The following is an 18,987-nucleotide window of genomic DNA, read 5'->3' as shown; positions in this document are numbered from 1 at the left end:
GGGGCGCACGCAGGACCTGTTGTGCACTGCACAGCGGACAGGAGAACTAACGCCATGGCCACCATCTACGACATCGCCAGGCACGTCGGCGTCTCCGCAGGCACGGTGTCACGGGCGCTTTCCCGGCCGGACAAGGTGCTGCCGGCTACCCGTGCGCGCATCGAGCAGGCCGCCGTCGCATTGGGCTATGTGCCCAACACGGTGGCCCGCACGCTCAAGACCCAGCGCAGCGGCAAGATCCTGGTCACCGTCCCGGACATCGCCAATCCGTTCTTCGCACAGATCCTGCAGGGTGCGGAGGAGGCCGCGCAGGCGGTCGGCTACGCGGTTCTGCTGGGCGATACCCAGCATCAACCCGATCGTGAGGAGCGCTACGCGCAGATGCTCCGGCGCAACGAGGCAGACGGCATGATCGTGCTGGGCCATCGCCTGCCACCGACCGCGCGCGAGATCGTCGAGCAGCGCGGCGCAGCTGCGCCGGTGGTCAATGGATGCGAGTTCGACCCCGCACTGGGCATCCCCAGCGTCCATATCGACAACGCGGCCGCCGCACGCGCGGTGATGGAGCACCTGTACGGCCTGGGGCACGAACGGATCGCCGTGGTCGGCGGGCCACCTGACAACCCCCTGCACCAGCAGCGGCTGGAAGGGGTCCGGGCCGCCGGCAAGGCGCGGGGTCGCCTGCGCCAGCTGAGCATCGTGCCCGGGGACTTTTCCGTTGAGTCCGGGCATGCGGCGGTGATGGCGCTGCTGGACGGCACGCCCGTGCCGACCGCGGTGTTCTGCTTCAGCGACCAGATGGCACTGGGGGCACTGGCGGCCTGTCGCGACCGGGGCATCCGCGTTCCGGAAGCGCTCTCCATCGTCGGCTTCGACGACCTGGCCTCGTCGCGTTACCTCACCCCGCCGCTGACGACCATCCAGCAGCCGATGCGTGAAATCGGCGAGCGCGCGGTCAACCTGCTGCTCGCCATCATTGAACAGGTCGATGTACCGCTTCAGCAGACGCTGGAGTTCAGCTTCATGCTGCGCGGTTCGACAGCGGCGCCTCGGCGGTAGCGGAGGCGAGGCAGGGCAGCCGGAGCGGGGCGGCCGGCCCGCGCGTCGTCCCGCGACCTTGATCCCGAATTGACGCAAAGCTGTCAGACTCATCGCAGGCAGCCCGGCAAGGGCCGTAGCAGCGGGTGCGATCGCGCAGGGGGGGGCAATGCCATTCTTTACCGATTCGGCGGAAGGCGCGGTCGAAGGCATTGGCGCGGCACGTCGCATCGGCTGGATGCGTTTCGTCGGCAATGGGCTGGGGGCGATCCCCATCGCTTCGATCATCCTCGAGCGCCACGATGGGCCGCTGGCATGGGTCCTGCTGCTGCTCAACGCGCTGGCGTGGCCTGCGCTGGCATTGAAGCTGACCCAGCGCTCCGGCCAGCCCGCGCTCGTCCAGTTCCGCTGCATGGTGGCCGACTCCTTGTTCGGCGGTGGCTGGATCGCCTTCATGGCATTGAGCGCGGTGCCCAGTGCACTGTTCGCCGCACTGCTGGTGGCCGACAAGATCGCTGCCGGTGGCGTTCGCCTGGCGATGCGCGCCACGCTGGCCCTGCTGGTGGGCTTTGCGCTCACCTGGTGGGCGCTCGGCTTCCCTTACCAGCCGGTCACCTCGCAGCGCACGATCATGCTGAGTGTCCCGTTCCTGTTCGTGTATGGCATCGGCCTGAGCATTCTCAGCTGGCAGCTGGCGCGCCGGGTCAAATCGCAGAACCGCCAGCTGCAGCGTCTCAGCCGGATGGACCCGCTGGTCGAGCTGGCCAACCGCGGTTTCCTGATCCTGCGTGCGCAGCAGGCGCTGGACCGGGCACAGGGCCAGGGCGGCTTTGCCTGCCTGCTGATGCTCGATGTGGACGACTTCAAGCGCATCAATGACTCGCACGGCCACCGCGCCGGTGACGAGGTGCTGCGGCATATCGCGGCGACATTGCGCACCGTTGCCCGCCCGGGTGATACGCCCGCGCGGCTGGGGGGCGATGAGTTCGTCGTGCTGCTGCGCGACTGCGCGCCCGTCGATGCAATGCAGGTGGCCGAGCGGGTGCGCCTGCACCTGCTCGAGGCCGCGCGGCAGGCCACGCCGGGGGTGGAATTCAGCGTCAGTATCGGCATTGCGGCCACGCCGCGTGGCGGCAGTGTCGAGGACTGGTTGGCACTGGCCGACCGCGCGCTGTACCACGCCAAGCGCCAGGGCAAGAACACCGCCAGCTACGGCGAGTGAGCGCGCGTGGGGACGGCACGGCTGCCGCCGAACGCGGATGAAATGCCCATTCATCCTGCACGCGGAATCAGCACGCCAATCCTCTACCATGGGCCACCCCGCCCGGACGCGCTCCCATGCAAGACGCTCTCGTTGCCCAGCCCAAGCCCCCCATCCCAAGGATCGCGGCATGGCTGATGATGCTGCTGGGCATGTGGCTGGCGCTGAAACTGGGCTTGGTGGTCACCCTGCTGTCCGGCCTGCTGGTGTTCCAGCTGACCCACCTGCTGGCCTCCACCGTGGAAGGCAGGCTGCCGCCGGGACGCGCACGGGCGATCGCAGTGATCGTGCTGTCGGCGATCATCATCAGCGCGCTGGTGCTGGCCGGGATCGGCGTGGCCTCGTTCTTCCGCAACGAGACCGGTGGCCCGGACGCTTTGCTGGCGCGCCTGATGGAGATCCTCAACACCTCGCGGCACCAGGTGCCGGCGCTGCTGCAACCCTACATTCCCGAAGACATGCCAGCGCTGCGCGCGGCGCTGAACGACTGGGCCGCCGAGCATCAGCGCCAGCTGGGCGTGGCCGGTACCTCGGTGGTCCAGGTGGGTGTGCGCGTACTGATCGGCATGGTGCTGGGTGCGATGATCGCACTGTATGACGAACTGCCGCTGCCGAAGATGGGTCCGCTGGCGCAGGAGCTGGTCGGGCGCACCAGCCGCCTGGCCACCGCGTTCCGTCAGGTGGTGTTCGCGCAGGTGAAGATCTCGCTGCTCAACACCGTGTTCACCGCGATCTTCCTGCTGGGCGTGCTGCCGTTGTTCGGCGTGCACCTGCCGCTGTCCAAGACCCTGGTGCTGATCACCTTCCTGGCCGGCCTGCTGCCGGTGGTGGGCAACATCATCTCCAACACGATCATCACCATCGTCGCACTGTCGGTCTCGTTCTATGTGGCGGTGGCGGCGCTGCTGTACCTGATCGTGATCCACAAGCTGGAGTACTTCCTCAACGCGCGCATTGTGGGTGGCGAAATCCAGGCGCGGGCCTGGGAGCTGCTGCTGGCCATGCTGGTGATGGAGGCGGCCTTCGGCCTGCCGGGCCTGGTCGCCGCGCCGGTGTTCTATGCCTACGTGAAGCGCGAACTGGTCGACCAGCGCTGGATCTGACGCGGCGGGGCATGACGTATTTGTCCCGATTCGAGCGTCCGCGCGGCCTTGTCGGTGCGTTCGCGGCGCGCACGGTGTACCCACGGCCACGGTTGGCCCGTCAGCGGCTTGGCGCCTGTGCCGGCGGCCGCTACAGTGTTCCGCACGACAGGGGAAATGTGCATGGCCCGCAAGGCGTCGCCCATCGGATTGCGGACCTGGGTCTGGATCCTGGCCGGGCTGTTCGTAGTCTGTACGCTGCCGCTGATGGCCATCGCACTGGTGCAGGGCACGCTGCGCTTCACCGCCGCCGAGGACAACCTGGTCAGCCTGCGCCGGCTGCAGCAGACCTTCGACCTGGCCAACCAGGTGTCGGCCGAGCGCGGCCCCGCCAACAGCCTGCTGGGAGCCAATACGGCCGATGCGGCCGAACAGGCCCGGCTGACCGCGCAGCTGGCGTTTGCGCGCAAGCGGGTCGACACCGCCCTGCTGCAACTGGACACCGTGTTCAAGGCCGATCCCGGCGTGGTCGGCGAACATGGGCTGTTGGCCGACGTGCAACGTCGCCTGCAGTCGGCGCGGGCCGCAGTGGACCAGGTGGCGGCACAGTCGCACGACGCGCGCCGGGTGGAAGACGTGGAGCGCGCGATCAGCAGCATGTTCGCCGTGGTCGATCGCCTGCACGTGTTGACCTCGACGCAGATCGGCGTGCTGGTCAGTGCCGACCGCGAAGCGGCGATCCCGGCAATGCAGGGCCAGGTGCTGATCGACCTGCGCGAGCATGGTGGCCGCCTGGCCTCGAACGTGATGGCGCCGGTCGCGGTGCCGGGGGCCTGGCGTGACGAACAGGTGCGGGCTGCATTGCAGACCGAAGGCCGCCTGCTGGAGCTGTGGCGGCTGGCAGGCAGCCATGAAGCGGTGTTCCGCAGTGATCCGGCGCTGTCCTGGCATTGGGATATGGCGCGCCGCCAGTTCTTCGGCGAATCGCTGCCAATGATCGAACAGCTGATCGAGGATGGCCGGCGTGGCGTGCCGCCGCCGTGGACCGCCGCCGAGTTCACCACGCGCTACGTGCCGACCCTGCAGTCGCTGGAGGCGCTGCGCGACGGTTACCTGAGCGTGTCCATCGCCCGCTTCGAGCGCACCCGTAACCGCGAAGCGACGCGCCTGGTGGTGCTGGTGGCGACGGTGCTGGGCACGCTGGTGGTGCTTGGCGTGGCGCTGCGCATTGCTCACCTGCAGATCCTGCGGCCACTGCTGCAGGCGCAGAAGCAGGTCATCCAGATCGCCTCGGAAGCGCCCGGCCCGGAGCAGCATGTGACCCACCCGCTGGCCGAGATGCAGCGCCTGTTCGATGCCATTGAAGTGCTGCGCGAGAAGTCGCGCGAGCGCTCGGCGTTGACCAGCGAGCTGCGCCAGTTGGCCGGCACCGATGAGCTGACCGGGTTGTTGAACCGGCGCGCGCTGGAAGAAAGGGTACAGCAGCGGCATGCCGACGGCGGCAACAGTGCGGTGGTGATCCTGCTGGATGTCGATCGCTTCAAGGCCATCAACGACGGCCATGGGCATGATGCGGGCGACCAGGTGCTGGTGCAGGTGGCGCAGCTGCTGCAGCGCCACCTGCGCCGCAGCGACAGCATCGCCCGCTACGGTGGCGAGGAGTTCCTGGTGCTGCTGGCCGACGGCGACCTGGCCGGCGGACGCCAATTGGCCGAGTCGCTGCGCATGGCACTGCGGCAGCTGGACATCGCACTGGCCGGTGGCAACGTGCTGCGGGTCACCGCCAGCTTCGGCGTGGCCGCGGGTGGCACCGATGCGCTGGGCTGGCGCACCCTGTTGCGTGCCGCCGATGCGGCCATGTACCAGGCCAAGGCACAGGGGCGCGACCGCGTGCGCGTGGCCGGTGGCGGCCGCAAGGCACGTTGACGGCACCCATCAGCCGATCCGCGCATGCACGCGGCGCAGCGTGCGCGCGATCATCCGGCGCGCGATGGGACGCGGCACCGAGAGCCCACGCCAGCGCAGTGCACCCACCCGGAACGTGGCGCTGGCGGTGGCCAGCACCTTGCCGGCCGGGTCGGTCAGCCAGCCGCGGGTGAAGGCGATGCTGCCCTTGCTGTGCTCGACCTCGCCCCACCCGATGATCCGCCCGGGCCGCGCCGGGCTGACGAAACTGGTCTTGGATTCCACCGTGACCGCGATGCGGTTGGCGGGCAGGGTGGCGTAGATCGCCGGCCCCATGCAGTCGTCCAGCATCGCTGACAGGAAACCGCCCTGCACATTGCCCATTGGGTTGGTGAGCACGGCGCCGGCTTCGAATTCGACCTGGATGCGGCGTAATGCATCGTCGTAGCCAACGAAGCGCCAGCCGAGCAGGGTGCCGGCCTGGGAGGGGGGCAGATCACCGTTGACCACGCTGTAGAAGATCGATTCGGGATTCATTGTGGGGCCTCGTGGGGGGAGGGGAGAGAAAGGGGACTCACTGCGGTAGCGACAACAGGGCCAGCACGAATCCGATGACCGACAGCAGCACCACCGCGGCGCCAGCGGGCACCGGTGTACGTGCGCCGGTACGCCGCCGCACACCGGAGGCGACCAGCACCGGCGGCAGCGTGGCGACCAGGCAGAACAGCTGGAACGCCAGCAGCTGCGGCAGTGCGAAGTGACCGCCGAAGAAGATCAGGCAGGCCAGCATCACGCCGGCACCGGCCAGTGCGATCCACCCGGCGCCGACCACGCGGATGAGCGCCATCAGCAGCACCTGCATGCGCGGTTCGATCTCCGCCCACGGCACGCCCACGGCTTGCCCGTGGTAGGGCATGAAGTCGGAGCGCTTCAGATAGGCTGCAGCAAACAGCGAGACAATGAAGAACGCCAACAGGTAGCAGCCGAACGCGAGCCAGGCGAACAGATCCATGTGGAGGCCATGCGGTTGCGAAGGAGTCGCCGCGCGGATGCCGGCTGCCACGCCGGTCGTGCCACGGGGTTGCGCGATTCTCCGGCAGCCCCCTGTTAGCCGGCTGTGGTGCTTCGCAGGGGCGTTCCTCCATCTGCTTTTAACGTGGGTATGGTGGTGTGGAGTGCGTCACGCACGGACCATGCGCCGTATCTCGTTTCCCGTGAAGAGGCCGCAAGTGCTCCTCCACTTTCCGGTCACCGCTCTGCGCAGACGCTGGGCGTCCCTCCGATCAAGGACCACGCCGTGACCCAGCTCACCCTCCCAGAACTTGCCAAGAAAATGGCCGGCATCGATTTCACGATGCTGCAGACCCACGCCGGTGGAGAAATTGCCGGTCGCCCCATGAGCAACAACGGTGACGTGGACTATGACGGTGACAGCTGGTTCTTCACCATGGAAGACACCGACATGGTGCGCGAGATCGAGGCTGACCCTGCCGTCGCACTGGGTTTCTCCGGCAGCAAGTCGCTGCTGGGCAAGCCGCCGCTGTTCGTGCACGTGCAGGGAAGGGCAGCGCTGGTGCGCGATCGGGCCACGATGCGCGAGCACTGGGTGAAGGACCTGGAGCGGTGGTTCGAACAGGGAGTGGATACACCAGGACTGGTACTGATCCATGTGCGCGCCAGCCGCATCCACTACTGGGATGGCGAGGACGAGGGCGAAATCACAGCCTGATCCCGGTGCGGGGAGGCCGGCGGCAACGCGGCCGTTGCACGCCACGCCCGGGCTTTGCCATCCTCCCCGCTGCGTTCCGTACATTGGAGTTCCAATGCGCCCTGCCTCCTGGCTGATCCTGGCCCTGCTGCCTGCCCTGGTGGCGGCGCAGCCTGCGCGTGCACCCAAGGCCAGCGCACAGGCGCAGGACCCTTTCAGTGAGTTGTTCGATACCGCTTGCATGCAGCACATCGGCGCGCCAGCGCGGTTGCAGTCGTTGATGGAATCCAACGGGCTGTCACCGCTGCAGCCTGCCGAGGCGGCAACGTTGCTGCAGGGGCAGTCGGGCGTGGCCTGGATGGTGCCGCTGGCCAGCGGCCGCTATGCAGTCAGCTGGGCTGACGATGGCACGTGCACGGTCTACGCCGAAAAGGCCGACGCGGCGGTCGTGCAGAAGGGCTTTGCCCGGTTGGTGCAGGCGGCGCCGACGCCGTTGCAGGCGCGCTCGCTGCCAGGCCGTGGGCCGTTGTCGGCGGACCAGGTGGCGATCCAGTACGGCTGGGCCACGCCCGGGCAGGCCAAGCTGCAGGTGCGTTTCCGGCTGGTCACGCGGCAGGCCGCCGAGGCCGGCGTGCAGGCGATGGCCTCGGTGACGCCGGGCGAAGCGATGCTGGAACAGGCTGCACCCAGTCGGTAACGCTGGCCCCGCGCCGCGCAGGCTGCCCATGCCCGCGATTCAGCCTTTCACGCTGGTTGTGATATATCGTTTATCGATAAATACACCCCGGGGCGGCGAGGCCGCCCCAATGCCGGAGGCCGCTTGACCGCTCGTCCCGCCCGCGCCAGATCCGCGCGAGGCTTGTTCACCCTGGCCCAGGCCGCCGTCCAGGCCGTCCGGGCGATGTGCTGGCTGGGCATCCTGGCCGCACTGCTGGCCGTGCCGCTGGTCGCGCACGACCGTCGCTGGCTGCTCGACAGCGTCCACGATGCCGCTGCCGCTGCTGCGCACGGCAACGCCCTGTTCCTGCACTTCTGCCTGGGGCTGGCTGTGATCGTCGCGCTGCTGGTGCTGTGCCTGCTGTTCCTGCGCCATCTGCTGCGGCTGCTGAAATCGGCGGCGCGCGAAAGGCCGTTCACCCACGCCAATGCGCAGCGACTGCAACGCATGGCGTGGCTGATGCTGGCGATGGAGCTGCTGTCGATCCTGATCGGCGCCTACGCGGCCTGGATGGGCCCGGACTTCAGCTGGATGGAGGTGGGCGGCGGCATGTCGATCACCGGGCTGGTGGCGGTGCTGATGCTGTTCGTGCTGGCACGCGTCTTCGCCGTGGGCGCGGCGATGCGCGATGACCTCGACGGTGTCATCTGATGGCAATCGTCATCACCCTGGACCGCGTGCTGCAGGAACGGGGCATGACCCTGTCCGAGCTGGCCGGTCGCATCGACATCACCCTGGCGAACCTGTCGATCCTGAAGACCGGTAAGGCGCGCGCCATCCGCTTTTCCACGCTGGATGCGATCTGCCGGGAGCTGCAATGCACGCCTGGCGACCTGCTCGGGTACGACCCGGCGCGGGCGCAGGAAGCAGACTGAGTGTTTCTTCTTCTCCCTTGCCCAATGACGAAACGGACCTGAAATGGAATGGTTGACTGACCCCTCGATTTGGATGGGCCTTGCAACCCTGGTCGTGCTTGAGATCGTGCTCGGCATCGACAACCTGGTGTTCATCGCGATCCTTGCCGACAAGCTTCCGCCCCACCAGCGCGACCGCGCGCGGGTGATCGGCCTGGCACTGGCCCTGCTGATGCGGCTGGTGCTGCTGGCGGCGCTGGCCTGGATCATGAAACTGACCGCGCCGCTGCTTACGCTGTTCGAGCACAGCTTCTCCGGGCGTGACCTGATCCTGCTGGGCGGTGGCCTGTTCCTGCTGTTCAAGGGCACCATGGAGCTGCACGAACGGCTGGAAGGCCGCGCGCACCACGAAGACGGCAAGAAGGTCTACGCCAGCTTCGCAATGGTGGTGGCGCAGATCGTGGTGCTCGATGCGGTGTTCTCGCTGGACTCGGTGATCACCGCGGTCGGCATGGTCGACAACCTGGGCGTGATGTATGCCGCCGTCACCATCGCGATGGCGCTGATGCTGCTGGCGAGCAAGCCGTTGACCCGCTTCGTCAACAAGCATCCCACCGTGGTGGTGCTGTGCCTGGGCTTCCTGCTGATGATCGGTTTCAGCCTGGTGGCCGAGGGCCTGGGCTACAAGATCCCGAAGGGCTACCTGTACGCCGCGATCGCCTTCTCGATCCTGGTCGAGGCGTTCAACCAGTGGGTGCGTTTCAATCGTGAGCGCAACGAGCGCCGCCAGCCGTTCCGCCAGCGCACCGCTGATGCGGTGCTGCGCATGCTCGGGGCGCGCCCGGCCAACGGCCATTCCGATGACGGCGTGGACGAGCCGGTAGATGCCGAAGAGCGCCTGCAGCCGGCCGAGCACGAGATGATCCGTAGCGTGCTCGGCCTGGCTGACCGTCCGGTGTCGAGCGTAATGACCGTGCGCGCCGATGTGCAGTGGATCGACCTGGCGCGGGGCCAGGAGGATGTGGTGGCCCGCCTGGTGGCATCGCCACACACCCGGCTGCTGGTGGGCGATGGTGACCTGGACAGCCTGCGTGGCGTGGTGCAGAGCCGCGACCTGCTGGCTGACCTGCTGCAGGGCAGGCCGCTGCAGCTGGAAGGCAACCTGCGCGAGCCGCAGTACGTGCTGTCCAGCGCCAGTGCGCTGCAGGCGCTGGAACTGATCCGCCAGCATCCGGTACCGCTGGCGGTGGCGGTGGATGAGTACGGCAGCGTGGAAGGCCTGGTGACCGCCAACGATCTGCTGGCGGCGATTGCCGGCGATCTGGTCGATACCCAGGACGAGCGCTATGGCGTGGTCGCGCAGGGCGAGGACCAGTGGGAGGCCGACGGTGCGCTGACCCTGGACGACCTGCAGCGGCTGACCGGCGTATCGCTGCCACGCAGTGCCGACTACATGACCATCTCCGGGCTGGTGCTGGAGCAGCTGGGCCGGCTGCCGGACACCGGCGATGCGGTGGAGGTGGCGGGTGTGCGCATCACCGTGCTGGCGATGGAGAAGCGCCGCATTGCCCGCCTGCGGGTGGAACACCTCGACCAGCCGTTGTAGAGCCGAGCCCATGCTGGGCTTCGGGGATGCAGCCGAGCATGGCTCGGCTCTACACAACATGGCCCGCAGCCGTCACCATGGCGGGCCCGCTTTCTGTCATGGATGGTTGCAGTGCTGAGTACGATCGGTTTGTTGATGGGCCTGTATGTGGCCTGGCGCCTGTTCTGGCCGCTGCGCATGCCCATCGGGTTGAAGGTCGTGCTGTCGCTGCTGATGGTGGCTGTGGCCGTGCAGCTGCGCATCGTGGCGACCTTTTGGGGCACGATGGCGTCGCCGGAAATTCCGAAACTGGCCATCGCCACGCTGGCCACCGGCTCCACGGCGGTGCTGCTGCTGGCATTGGTGATGCTGGTACTGGACGCCGGCCTGCTGGTTTCGCGCCTGCTGCGTTGGCCGCGCATGGTATCGGCCCTGCGTGCACCGCAGCTGCGGCCGGCGGCCGGCGTGCTGGCCCTGCTGGTCAGTGGTTATGGTGTCAGCCAGGGCATGGCAGTGCCCCAGCCGCGGCAGATCGAGGTGAGCATTGCCGGGCTGCCAGCGGCGTTCGACGGCTATCGCGTGCTGCAGCTGACCGACATCCATGCCAGCCGCCTGCTTACAGGTGACTGGGTGCGCAGGGTGGTGGACCAGGGCAACGCGCTGAAGCCGGACCTGATCGTGATCACCGGTGATCTGATCGACGGCAGCGTCGAGGCCCGTCGCGACGACGCGCGACCCCTGGCCGATCTGCGGGCGCCGGACGGTGTCGTTGCCATTACCGGCAACCACGAGTATTACGCGCAGTACCAGGCATGGATGCAGGCGTTCCGCGCGCTGCACATGCAGGTGCTGGAGAACAGTCATTTGCAGGTACGACGCGGCGATGCGGCGCTCACCATCGCCGGTGTCACCGACCCGGTGGCGGCACGCTACGGCCTGCCGCTGCCGGATCTCCAGGCTGCACTGGAGGGTGCCGATCCGTCCGCGCCGGTGATCCTGCTCGATCATCGCCCGCGCAATGCACGCGAGGCGGCGGCGCGTGGGGTGAAGCTGCAGCTGTCCGGGCACACTCACGGTGGGCAGATCATCGGCATGGACCAGCTGGTGAAGCGCGCCAATGGCGGTTTTGTCTCCGGCCGCTATGACGTGGATGGGATGACGCTGTACGTGGGCAACGGTGCGGGCCTCTGGGCCGGTTTCCCGGCGCGCATCGGCGTGCCGTCGGAGATCACCCTGGTGACATTGCGCCGCGCGCCGTGACCTGAAGTGGGGCAGGTCCCTTTGCGCAGGGAGTTCGCTGCCTATCGCGCTGGGATCCCTCTGTAGAGCCGAGCCCATGCTCGGCTGAACCAGAAAGACAGCCGAGCATGGGCTCGGCTCCACAAGTAACCGCCTCCTCAAGAACTCCGCAGCGGTGGCCGCGCATGCGCATTGCGCCGCAGTGACTGCGCCCGCTTGGCTATCCAGCGCACCACGAAGGCGGTGAACAGCAGGGCCGACGGCACCGCATACCAGAAGTTGCCTGGCACGCGCTTGAAGTACGAGTAGGTGAACACCGCCGCGATGATCCACATGCCGGTCAGGTGCAGGCGACGCCAAGCGGTGGGGCCCATGCGGCGGGCGATCCCCCGATGCGAGGTGATGGCCAGCGCCACGATGGCGATGTAGCCCACCGTGCCCGGGAGGTTGGCCAGCGCGGATCGTGCTGGCCAGAACGCCGGGTTGAGGATGCCGAAACTGGTGATGGCGATGGCATGCAGCAGGTGCGAAAACGCGAAGGACAAACCGACGGTGCGCCGTTCGCGCAGCAGGAACCGGGTGAATGGGCCGGGCAGAAGACTGGCGAACGACGATGCGGTGAACGCCGCCAGGAACAACAGGAACGATGTACGTGCAGTGACCCGTATCGCCGCACGGCTGCCTTCGGCTGCATCGGGATACAGGGCGAAGGCCGCCAGCGCGAATGCGATCAGGACCACGGCCATGGCCACAAACAGGCGCCAGCCGTGCAGGAAGGAAGTGTTGGAAGCAGGCATGGTGAGACCTCGAAGCAGGAATGGGGAGCACCGACCGCTGGCCGGGCGATGAGTGGGTAGCACCGGCCGCTGGCCGGCACCCTCAACAGTCGTTCGGCACAACCAGCACGCTCGCCGCACACAGCTCGCCCAGTACGGGCGCGCAGGCCGCGCGCAATGCGTCCGTTGCCACGCCATGTGCCTCGGACAGCGCCCGGAGTGCTGCTTCCACAGCTGCGCCGTCGTCACCAAAGATCGATAGCAGCGCGTAGGCCAGCGGCGACAGTTGCTCGACCTGCAGGCTGAAATCGGCGAGGCGCCGGATCAGCAGCAGCGTGGGCGCAGCGCTCGGCACCGGCTCCAGGGCCTCGTCCTCATGCACCGGCCATCGGTAGCCCAGCACCCGCACCAGCGGCGAAACCGCCAGCACATCGCTGCCCTCGGGAACGCTGTGCAGCGACTGCCCGGCGTCACGCGCTTCAATGCGCAGCGACTGCAGCGTGCTCTCGTAGTGCGCAAGTTCCGCTGCCCAGGCCGGGAGTGCCAGCGCGTCCTGCACTGCCAGCCAGGCCGTGAACTCGCCGGCGATCTGTGGGAACAACGGGGTCTGGCAGGCGTGGTGGGCGTAGTAGTGCTCCACTGTGTCGCGCCAGTGTGGCGTGCCCAACTGCTGTTGCAGGCGCGGCAGGCTGCCGGCCAGCAGGGCGTCCAGGCTGTCGATGCACAGGCGGCGGTATACCGCCAGCCTGCCCGCCTCGACGCTGTCGGGTGCGGCCATTGCTGGGTCGCGCACATGATCGGCCCAGCGCCGTTGCAGGGTAGCCAGCGACTCAGCCATGGGCCACCTCGGGCCAGCGTGCCTCGGCTTGCGCCTGGCGGATCTGCGCGACCTCGGCCAGCAACTCCGCCAGCGGCGGAAAGTTGAAGTCGCGTTCGAGCAGCGTGGGGCGCACGCCGACCCGCGCATAGGCCTCGCGCAACAGCGCCCAGACCACGCCTTTCACCGGGGCACCGTGGGTGTCGATCTTGAAGCCATCACCTTCATCGAAATGGCCGGCCACATGCAGCGAGGCAACACGGTGGGACGGCACGCGGGCCAGGAATTCGAAAGCGTCGTAATCGTTGTTGCAGGCGTTGACGAAGACGTTGTTGACGTCCAGCAGCAGGTCGCAGTCGGCTTCGGCGAGCACGGCGTTGATGAAGTCGATCTCGCTCATGTCCGCGCCGGCAACGGCGTAGTAGGAGATGTTCTCCACGGAGATGCGCCGGCCCAGCATGTCCTGCACCTGGGCGATGCGACTGGCGACATGCTGTACGGCTTCGGCGGTGAACGGCAGCGGCAGCAGGTCGTAGACATGTCCGCCGGCGGCGCAGTAGCTCAGGTGTTCGCTGTACAGCTGCACCTGGTGCAGGTCGAGGAAGGCACGGGTCTGTGCCAGCAGGGTGCGGTCCAGCGGATCAGGACCTCCCAGCGACAGCGACAGGCCGTGGCAGGTCAGGGGGTGGCGCTCGCTGAGCTGGCGCAGCGCGGCGCCGTGTGCACCGCCGACGCCGATCCAGTTGTCAGGGGACACTTCGAGGAAGTCGATGGCGCCGGCCGGCATTGCCAGCAGTTCGTCGATCAGGCCACGGCGCAGGCCAAGACCGGCGGCATTGGAGGGCAGGGGCAGGGACATGGCGGATGCTCCAGAGAGAGGGCGCCGCCTTGAAGGCAGCGCCGGTTGGACGTCGATCAATCGGCAACGCGGGAGAACAGGCCCTTCGGCATCGGCTTGCCGTTGGCGGTGTAGACGCTGCGCAGGTAGTCGTGCGCTTCCTGCTCGCTGATGTAACCGTCGTGGTCGGTGTCGATGCGGTCGAACTCGGCGGCACGCTTGGCGGCCACCGCGTTGAACTCGGCGCGCGAGACCTTGCCGTCGTGGTCACGGTCGGTACGGGCAAACGAGGCGTCGCCGCACTTGCCTTCACCACACTGGCCCTCGGCCACCTTGGCCTTGCCGGCGGGCTTGCCGGTGGTGGCCTTGTTGGCCCCGCACTTGCCTTCGCCGCACTTGCCTTCGGCGGCGGCGCCCATGGCGACGGCGCTGATCGCCAGCGGTTGGATCGCTGCGGCCTGGCCGGCCAGCAGCAGGCCACCGGCCAGGGCGATGCCGATGGCACCAATGCGCGGCAGGCGGGAGGAGGGGGTGTTCTTGGTCGAGACGGACATGGTGGTGACTCCTTGGGCATGGCACGCCAGGCGTGCGGGATGGACGCCGCCTGAAGGCGACGGAAACGAAAGGAAGAAGCGCGGGAAGGGGCGAAGCAGGTCAGACGGTGCGACGACGGCGCAACGCGTAGCCCAGCAGCAGCACGCCACCGAGCAGGGCGCCGCCGAAGCCGACGCCGGGCAACAGCGCGGCAACCGGCAGCAACAGGGCGATCAGGCTGACGCCCCAGCCCAGGCCGTCATTGCCGACGGGGGCATGCTGTGGGCCGGCCAGCAGCCGGTCCACGCTGAGCGCGCCACCGCCGTTGAGGATCAATGGCAGCAGCATGGCCAGGAACAGCAGCGGCAGCTTGAAGTTGCCGTAGCCCTGGTCTGTGATCGCGTAGCCCTGCCAGAGTTCACCCAGGCCGTTCCACTGGTCGGGCCAGTGCACGGCGGCGATGGCGACCACCGTCAACACCCAGAAGACGTAGGCCACCGAGCGCGTGGCCAGGCCGAGCAGCAGCATCACCGCACCCACCAGTTCCAGCCAGGTGGCCAGTTGCCAGTTCAACGATGCGGGCAGGGTGGAGAACGGGAACGGGAAGCGACCTTCCAGGTCGGCGAACCAGTTCTGGCCGCCCAGCTTCTCGCGGCCGGACTCAAAGAACTCCCAGGCCAGCAGGGTGCGCAGCGCCAATGGCGACAGCCAGCGGCCGACGGCGTCCAGGCGGGGGGTATACACGGAAGAGGCGGTGCTGATCATGGTGGTGTCCTGCGGGCCAGTGGTCGATGGAGGCCATTCCAGGCGGTGCAGGTATCGGCAACGTGTGCCGTTGCCCGGGGTTTTGTCAGCGACTGTGGCCGCGACCGGGGTTTCGTACAGTCCGATACAAAGACGATGCGTGGATGCACATCGGGGCGTTGTGCGCACGCGGGCGGGGAACGATGTCCGGCCGGTAGTAGCCGGCCTGGCCCGTCGCGCAAATGTATCCCAGTGTAGAAACCCGCCTGCGCCCTACAGTCCGGTACAACTCCGCGCCACGGAGAAACAGCGCCGATACACCGGCAGGCGGAAATGGCCACTCCCAACACCGGAGTGACACCCATGATCCGTACCTCCTTGCTTGCCGCCGCTCTCGCTCTGGCCGGCGCTGCCGCCCCCGCCTTCGCTACCCAGGCCGATACCGCTGCACCGCCCACCGTCATCCTGGTGCACGGCGCCTTCGCCGATGGCTCAAGCTGGAGCAAGGTCCTCACCACGCTGCACGACTGGAAGGTGCCGGCGGTGGCGGTGCAGAACCCGCTCACCTCACTGGCCGACGATGTGGCGGCCACCCGCCGCGCGATTGCCGCCGCGCCTGGCAAGGTGGTGCTGGTCGGCCACAGCTGGGGTGGCACGGTCATCACCGAAGCGGGCAATGACCCGAAGGTGCAGGCGCTGGTGTACGTGGCGGCCTTCGCACCGGATGCAGGGCAGTCTTCGGCGCAACAGGGCGAAGGCTTCCCGGTCGGGCCGGGCCTGGCCCGGCTGCAGGAGAGGGATGGCTACCTGACCTTGCCGGCCGATGCCATCGCCCAGGACTTCGCCCCGGACGTGATGAAAAAGTCGGCCGCACTGCTGTACAGCACGCAGGTCCCGTTGAAGGCAAGCGCGCTGGGCGAGGTGGTGAACGTGGCGGCCTGGCGCAGCAAGCCGAGCTGGTACGTGCTCAGCCGTGATGACCGCATGCTGTCGCCACAGCTGCAGGCCGCGACCGCACGTCGCATCGGTGCTCAGCTGCAATCGATCGGCAGCAGCCATGTGTCGCTGCTTTCGCATCCGGCGCAGGTGGCCGACAGCATCCTGGAAGCGGCCGGGGTGAAGCCGGTGGAGCTGCCGCTGGCTGAGCAGGGGGGCTGAGCGATGGCCGCACTGCGAGGGTACGCACTGCCGCTGCTGCTGAGCCTGCTGGGCGGAGCGGTGTTGTTGCTGGCATGGCCCAGCCCGGAGGCCGATGCGCGGCCGGCACAGGCCGTTCCCGCCACCGGGTTCGACGGTGGCGGGCCCTGGCACAACAGCCCACCGCTCACACTGAAGCAGTTGCGGGGACAGGTGGTGCTGGTCGAGTTCTGGACCTACACCTGCAGCAACTGCCTCAACGTGGCGCCGTATGTCCACCAGTGGCATGCACGCTACGCACCGCAGGGCCTGAAGGTGATCGGCGTGCATACGCCGGAATTCGCCCATGAAGGGTTGCCCGGCAACGTGCGCAAGGCCATCGCGCGGTTGGATATCACCTGGCCGGTGGTGCAGGACAACCAGTACCGGATCTGGAACGCCTGGGGCAACCGCTTCTGGCCCGCGCTGTACCTGCTCGACCGGCAGGGGCGGGTGGTCTATCGCCATTACGGCGAGGGCGACTACGCACGTACCGAAAGCGAGATCCAGCGCCTGCTGGCCAGCCCATGAGCCGCGCTACCATGGCCGCGCAGCGCGGCCCTGACCTCCGTCTTCATCGAGAACGCAATGAACCATGTACCGCACATCCTGGTCGTCGACGATGACAGCGAGATCCGCCAGATGCTGGCCGACTACCTGCAGCGCAACGGCCTGCGCGTGAGCCAGGCCGACGGTGGCCGGGCCATGCGCGCGCTGATGGATACCCATGCGGTGGATCTGGTAGTGCTGGACGTGATGATGCCGGGCGAGGACGGCCTGAGCCTGTGCCGCAACCTGCGCGCCGGCAAGCATCGTGCGGTGCCGGTGGTGCTGCTGACCGCCCGCGATGACGAAACCGATCGCATCATCGGCCTGGAAATGGGCGCTGACGACTACGTGACCAAGCCCTTTTCCTCGCGCGAACTGCTGGCGCGCATCAACGCCGTGATCCGCCGCACGCAGATGCTGCCGCCGAACCTGCAGGTGAGCGAGGCCGGGCGCCAGCTCGCCTTCGGCGAGTGGCGCCTGGACACCACCGCGCGCCATCTGCTGGATGCGCAGGACACTGCGTATCCGCTCAGTGGCGCCGAGTTCCGCCTGTTGCGCGTGTTCCTCGACCACGCCAATCGGGTGCTTAGCCGTGACCAGCTGCTCAGCCTCACCCAGGGCCGCGATGCCGAACTGTTTGATCGCTCGATCGACCTGCTGGTCAGCCGCGTGCGCCAGCGACTGGGTGACGACGCGCGCGAGCCGACCTACATCAAGACCGTGCGCAGCGAAGGCTATGTGTTCAGCGTGCCGGTGCAGTTGCTGGGGCCAGACGAATGAACACCTGCGCACGCCGTCCACGCTGGCCGCGCACGCTGTCGGCGCGGCTGCTGCTGGTCCTGCTGGGCGGACTCACCCTGGCCCACGCGCTGTCCTTCGGCCTGCTGTTCTTCGAACGCTACCAGTCCACTCGTAGCATGATGCTGCGCAACCTCGACGAGGATGTGGCGGTGAGTGTCGCGCTGCTGGAGCACCTGCCTGTGGCGCAGCGTGAGGCCTGGGTGCCGCGGCTGGAGCGGCGCACCTACCGTTACCTGCTGCGCCCGGCCGCGGCCGGACCAGGGCTGCAGACCGATCGTGCACGCCAGGTCACGGCGATCATCGACGACAGCCTGCAGCACCGCTATCCGTTGCAGGCGCGCCAGGTGGCTCGCCTGCCGGAGCGGTTCGAGGTGGAACTGCGCCTGCACGACGGCACACCCTTGACCATTGAAGTCACTCCGTCGGGCCTGCCGCTGGCACGTTGGCTGCCCGCCGTGCTGCTGGTGCAGCTGGCGCTGCTGCTGGTGTGCGCGTGGTTGGCGGTGCGCCTGGCCCTGCGCCCGCTGCAGCAGCTGTCGCATGCGGTGGAGCATCTGCAGCCGGGCAAGGACGGGCCTGTACTGCCTGAAGATGGCCCTGCGGAAGTGGGCGGCGCGGCGGCTGCACTCAATGCACTGCAGGCACGCATTCGTGGCCATGTCAGTGAGCGCCTGCAGATCCTGGCCGCGATCTCGCATGACCTGCAGACCCCCATCACGCGCATGAAGCTGCGGGTGGAGACCCTGCCTGAAGACAGCACCCAGCAGCGCCTGCTGGCCGACCTCGATCACCTTGGGCAGCTGGTGCGTGAGGGCGTGGCCTATGCGCGCAGCAGCCACGTTGCCGCTGGCGCGCCGGTGTCGATGGACCTGGGCGCGTTCCTCGCCAGTGTGGTCGGCGACTACGAGGACATGGGCAAGCCGGTCACTGGCGGTGCGCCCGCTGGACTGGTCGTGCAGACCTGGCCGCAGCCGCTGCGCCGCGTGGTCGGCAATCTGGTCGACAACGCATTGCGCTACGCCGGCGCCGCCGAGATCGAGGCGGGCCGCGATAAGGCCGGAAGGGTCTGGATCAGCATTTCCGACCGTGGCCCCGGTATTCCCGAGGGCCAGCTGCAGGCAGTGCTGGCGCCGTTCCACCGGCTGGAAAGCTCGCGCAATCGCGATACCGGCGGGACCGGCCTGGGCCTGGCCATCGCGGTGCAGCTGGCGCAGTCGCTGGGCGGCTCGCTGCGGTTGCACAACCGCGAGGGTGGCGGCCTGCGGGCGGAACTGCAGCTGCCGGGCTGAGTTGCCCGGCCTTGTGTTCCAGCAAGGATGCTTCTGCTTCGGCCTTGGCGGTGAGCGCTTCACCGGTCATGAA

The 18,987-nt window shown here is 67.9% G+C and carries 21 protein-coding genes; 14 read left to right on the top strand and 7 right to left on the bottom strand.

Features of this window, described 5'->3' with window-relative positions:
- The first annotated feature begins 54 nt into the window (after positions 1 to 54).
- From ACM0O9_RS13540 to ACM0O9_RS13525, 4 genes are all read left to right on the top strand, one after another.
- Positions 55 to 1,059, top strand: a complete 1,005-nt coding sequence (locus ACM0O9_RS13540; RefSeq protein ID WP_065178148.1) for a LacI family DNA-binding transcriptional regulator — start codon at positions 55 to 57, stop codon at positions 1,057 to 1,059.
- A gap of 148 nt (positions 1,060 to 1,207) precedes the next feature.
- Complete coding sequence (locus ACM0O9_RS13535; protein WP_065178147.1) at positions 1,208 to 2,260, top strand: sensor domain-containing diguanylate cyclase; 1,053 nt, start codon at positions 1,208 to 1,210, stop codon at positions 2,258 to 2,260.
- A gap of 116 nt (positions 2,261 to 2,376) precedes the next feature.
- Entirely contained in the window at positions 2,377 to 3,402 is a 1,026-nt protein-coding gene (locus ACM0O9_RS13530; protein ID WP_053497611.1) for an AI-2E family transporter, read from the top strand.
- Between the two features lie 162 nt (positions 3,403 to 3,564).
- Complete coding sequence (locus tag ACM0O9_RS13525; RefSeq protein ID WP_235649507.1) at positions 3,565 to 5,307, top strand: GGDEF domain-containing protein; 1,743 nt, start codon at positions 3,565 to 3,567, stop codon at positions 5,305 to 5,307.
- Positions 5,308 to 5,316: 9 nt separating this feature from the next.
- Here ACM0O9_RS13525 and ACM0O9_RS13520 read toward each other — a convergent pair whose 3' ends face one another.
- Both ACM0O9_RS13520 and ACM0O9_RS13515 read right to left on the bottom strand, forming a co-directional pair.
- Positions 5,317 to 5,823, bottom strand: a complete 507-nt coding sequence (locus tag ACM0O9_RS13520) for a PaaI family thioesterase (RefSeq protein WP_065178145.1) — start codon at positions 5,821 to 5,823, stop codon at positions 5,317 to 5,319.
- A gap of 37 nt (positions 5,824 to 5,860) precedes the next feature.
- A complete protein-coding gene (locus ACM0O9_RS13515) occupies positions 5,861 to 6,298 on the bottom strand; it encodes a hypothetical protein (protein ID WP_065178144.1) in 438 nt (145 codons plus the stop codon).
- 285 nt (positions 6,299 to 6,583) lie between these two features.
- Here ACM0O9_RS13515 and ACM0O9_RS13510 point away from each other — a divergent pair, with 285 nt between their 5' ends.
- The 6 genes from ACM0O9_RS13510 to ACM0O9_RS13485 all read left to right on the top strand — a co-directional run bounded on the left by ACM0O9_RS13510 (position 6,584) and on the right by ACM0O9_RS13485 (position 11,411).
- Positions 6,584 to 7,015 (top strand): pyridoxamine 5'-phosphate oxidase family protein, encoded by a 432-nt coding sequence (locus tag ACM0O9_RS13510; protein WP_053497616.1) that lies wholly within the window; start codon positions 6,584 to 6,586, stop codon positions 7,013 to 7,015.
- A 94-nt stretch (positions 7,016 to 7,109) separates the two neighbouring features.
- Positions 7,110 to 7,691 carry an NMCC_0638 family (lipo)protein gene (locus tag ACM0O9_RS13505; protein ID WP_065178143.1) on the top strand — a complete coding sequence of 194 codons (582 nt, stop codon included), beginning with the start codon at positions 7,110 to 7,112 and terminating at the stop codon, positions 7,689 to 7,691.
- Positions 7,692 to 7,895: 204 nt separating this feature from the next.
- A complete protein-coding gene (locus tag ACM0O9_RS13500; RefSeq protein WP_032954010.1) occupies positions 7,896 to 8,363 on the top strand; it encodes a DUF2975 domain-containing protein in 468 nt (155 codons plus the stop codon).
- The gene (locus ACM0O9_RS13495) at positions 8,363 to 8,587 is read left to right on the top strand and encodes a helix-turn-helix domain-containing protein (protein ID WP_005415654.1); all 225 of its coding nucleotides are present in this window, start codon (positions 8,363 to 8,365) and stop codon (positions 8,585 to 8,587) included. The genes ACM0O9_RS13500 and ACM0O9_RS13495 overlap by 1 nt, the downstream gene beginning before the upstream one ends.
- 43 nt (positions 8,588 to 8,630) lie before the next feature.
- A complete protein-coding gene (locus tag ACM0O9_RS13490; RefSeq protein ID WP_065186008.1) occupies positions 8,631 to 10,172 on the top strand; it encodes a TerC family protein in 1,542 nt (513 codons plus the stop codon).
- A 102-nt stretch (positions 10,173 to 10,274) separates the two neighbouring features.
- Complete coding sequence (locus tag ACM0O9_RS13485) at positions 10,275 to 11,411, top strand: metallophosphoesterase (protein ID WP_065178141.1); 1,137 nt, start codon at positions 10,275 to 10,277, stop codon at positions 11,409 to 11,411.
- A 137-nt stretch (positions 11,412 to 11,548) separates the two neighbouring features.
- Here ACM0O9_RS13485 and ACM0O9_RS13480 read toward each other — a convergent pair whose 3' ends face one another.
- The 5 genes from ACM0O9_RS13480 to ACM0O9_RS13460 form a co-directional block, all read right to left on the bottom strand.
- Entirely contained in the window at positions 11,549 to 12,187 is a 639-nt protein-coding gene (locus ACM0O9_RS13480) for a ferric reductase-like transmembrane domain-containing protein (RefSeq protein ID WP_065178140.1), read from the bottom strand.
- An 82-nt stretch (positions 12,188 to 12,269) separates the two neighbouring features.
- Positions 12,270 to 13,004 carry an HvfC family RiPP maturation protein gene (locus ACM0O9_RS13475; protein WP_065186007.1) on the bottom strand — a complete coding sequence of 245 codons (735 nt, stop codon included), beginning with the start codon at positions 13,002 to 13,004 and terminating at the stop codon, positions 12,270 to 12,272.
- Entirely contained in the window at positions 12,997 to 13,842 is an 846-nt protein-coding gene (locus ACM0O9_RS13470) for an HvfB family MNIO-type RiPP peptide maturase (RefSeq protein WP_235649509.1), read from the bottom strand. Before ACM0O9_RS13470 ends, ACM0O9_RS13475 begins: the two co-directional genes overlap by 8 nt.
- A gap of 56 nt (positions 13,843 to 13,898) precedes the next feature.
- The gene (locus ACM0O9_RS13465; protein ID WP_005415660.1) at positions 13,899 to 14,375 is read right to left on the bottom strand and encodes an HvfA family oxazolone/thioamide-modified RiPP metallophore; all 477 of its coding nucleotides are present in this window, start codon (positions 14,373 to 14,375) and stop codon (positions 13,899 to 13,901) included.
- A 100-nt stretch (positions 14,376 to 14,475) separates the two neighbouring features.
- The gene (locus ACM0O9_RS13460) at positions 14,476 to 15,120 is read right to left on the bottom strand and encodes an HvfX family Cu-binding RiPP maturation protein (RefSeq protein ID WP_005415661.1); all 645 of its coding nucleotides are present in this window, start codon (positions 15,118 to 15,120) and stop codon (positions 14,476 to 14,478) included.
- Positions 15,121 to 15,462: 342 nt separating this feature from the next.
- Between ACM0O9_RS13460 and ACM0O9_RS13455 the strand changes: the two genes are divergently transcribed.
- Genes ACM0O9_RS13455 through ACM0O9_RS13440 form a run of 4 tightly spaced genes read left to right on the top strand, consistent with a single transcriptional unit; the run spans position 15,463 to position 18,914 of the window.
- Entirely contained in the window at positions 15,463 to 16,257 is a 795-nt protein-coding gene (locus tag ACM0O9_RS13455; protein WP_005415662.1) for an alpha/beta fold hydrolase, read from the top strand.
- 3 nt (positions 16,258 to 16,260) lie between these two features.
- Positions 16,261 to 16,806 carry a redoxin family protein gene (locus tag ACM0O9_RS13450; RefSeq protein WP_164092694.1) on the top strand — a complete coding sequence of 182 codons (546 nt, stop codon included), beginning with the start codon at positions 16,261 to 16,263 and terminating at the stop codon, positions 16,804 to 16,806.
- A gap of 57 nt (positions 16,807 to 16,863) precedes the next feature.
- Positions 16,864 to 17,604: a response regulator gene (locus ACM0O9_RS13445; RefSeq protein WP_005415664.1), complete on the top strand. Its 741-nt coding sequence runs from the start codon at positions 16,864 to 16,866 to the stop codon at positions 17,602 to 17,604.
- Complete coding sequence (locus ACM0O9_RS13440; protein ID WP_235649511.1) at positions 17,601 to 18,914, top strand: sensor histidine kinase; 1,314 nt, start codon at positions 17,601 to 17,603, stop codon at positions 18,912 to 18,914. Before ACM0O9_RS13445 ends, ACM0O9_RS13440 begins: the two co-directional genes overlap by 4 nt.
- The last annotated feature ends 73 nt before the right edge of the window (positions 18,915 to 18,987 follow it).

The sequence above is a fragment of the Stenotrophomonas sp. FR012 genome, assembly GCF_047520565.2.
Lineage (GTDB): Bacteria > Pseudomonadota > Gammaproteobacteria > Xanthomonadales > Xanthomonadaceae > Stenotrophomonas > Stenotrophomonas sepilia.
The sequence above is the reverse complement of the archived record's forward strand: the minus strand, read 5'-3'. Positions and strand labels throughout refer to the sequence as shown.

Bases quoted from the DNA above. Each gene is read 5' to 3' on its own strand.
- ACM0O9_RS13525 (WP_235649507.1), top strand. From the start codon at position 3,565: ATGGCCCGCAAGGCGTCGCCCATCGGATTGCGGACCTGGGTCTGGATC.
- ACM0O9_RS13465 (WP_005415660.1), bottom strand. From the start codon at position 14,375: ATGTCCGTCTCGACCAAGAACACCCCCTCCTCCCGCCTGCCGCGCATT.
- ACM0O9_RS13490 (WP_065186008.1), top strand. From the start codon at position 8,631: ATGGAATGGTTGACTGACCCCTCGATTTGGATGGGCCTTGCAACCCTG.
- ACM0O9_RS13485 (WP_065178141.1), top strand. From the start codon at position 10,275: ATGGTTGCAGTGCTGAGTACGATCGGTTTGTTGATGGGCCTGTATGTG.
- ACM0O9_RS13535 (WP_065178147.1), top strand. From the start codon at position 1,208: ATGCCATTCTTTACCGATTCGGCGGAAGGCGCGGTCGAAGGCATTGGC.
- ACM0O9_RS13495 (WP_005415654.1), top strand. From the start codon at position 8,363: ATGGCAATCGTCATCACCCTGGACCGCGTGCTGCAGGAACGGGGCATG.
- ACM0O9_RS13445 (WP_005415664.1), top strand. From the start codon at position 16,864: ATGAACCATGTACCGCACATCCTGGTCGTCGACGATGACAGCGAGATC.
- ACM0O9_RS13530 (WP_053497611.1), top strand. From the start codon at position 2,377: ATGCAAGACGCTCTCGTTGCCCAGCCCAAGCCCCCCATCCCAAGGATC.
- ACM0O9_RS13480 (WP_065178140.1), bottom strand. From the start codon at position 12,187: ATGCCTGCTTCCAACACTTCCTTCCTGCACGGCTGGCGCCTGTTTGTG.
- ACM0O9_RS13475 (WP_065186007.1), bottom strand. From the start codon at position 13,004: ATGGCTGAGTCGCTGGCTACCCTGCAACGGCGCTGGGCCGATCATGTG.
- ACM0O9_RS13460 (WP_005415661.1), bottom strand. From the start codon at position 15,120: ATGATCAGCACCGCCTCTTCCGTGTATACCCCCCGCCTGGACGCCGTC.
- ACM0O9_RS13450 (WP_164092694.1), top strand. From the start codon at position 16,261: ATGGCCGCACTGCGAGGGTACGCACTGCCGCTGCTGCTGAGCCTGCTG.
- ACM0O9_RS13470 (WP_235649509.1), bottom strand. From the start codon at position 13,842: ATGTCCCTGCCCCTGCCCTCCAATGCCGCCGGTCTTGGCCTGCGCCGT.
- ACM0O9_RS13520 (WP_065178145.1), bottom strand. From the start codon at position 5,823: ATGAATCCCGAATCGATCTTCTACAGCGTGGTCAACGGTGATCTGCCC.
- ACM0O9_RS13515 (WP_065178144.1), bottom strand. From the start codon at position 6,298: ATGGATCTGTTCGCCTGGCTCGCGTTCGGCTGCTACCTGTTGGCGTTC.
- ACM0O9_RS13505 (WP_065178143.1), top strand. From the start codon at position 7,110: ATGCGCCCTGCCTCCTGGCTGATCCTGGCCCTGCTGCCTGCCCTGGTG.
- ACM0O9_RS13440 (WP_235649511.1), top strand. From the start codon at position 17,601: ATGAACACCTGCGCACGCCGTCCACGCTGGCCGCGCACGCTGTCGGCG.
- ACM0O9_RS13540 (WP_065178148.1), top strand. From the start codon at position 55: ATGGCCACCATCTACGACATCGCCAGGCACGTCGGCGTCTCCGCAGGC.
- ACM0O9_RS13455 (WP_005415662.1), top strand. From the start codon at position 15,463: ATGATCCGTACCTCCTTGCTTGCCGCCGCTCTCGCTCTGGCCGGCGCT.
- ACM0O9_RS13500 (WP_032954010.1), top strand. From the start codon at position 7,896: ATGTGCTGGCTGGGCATCCTGGCCGCACTGCTGGCCGTGCCGCTGGTC.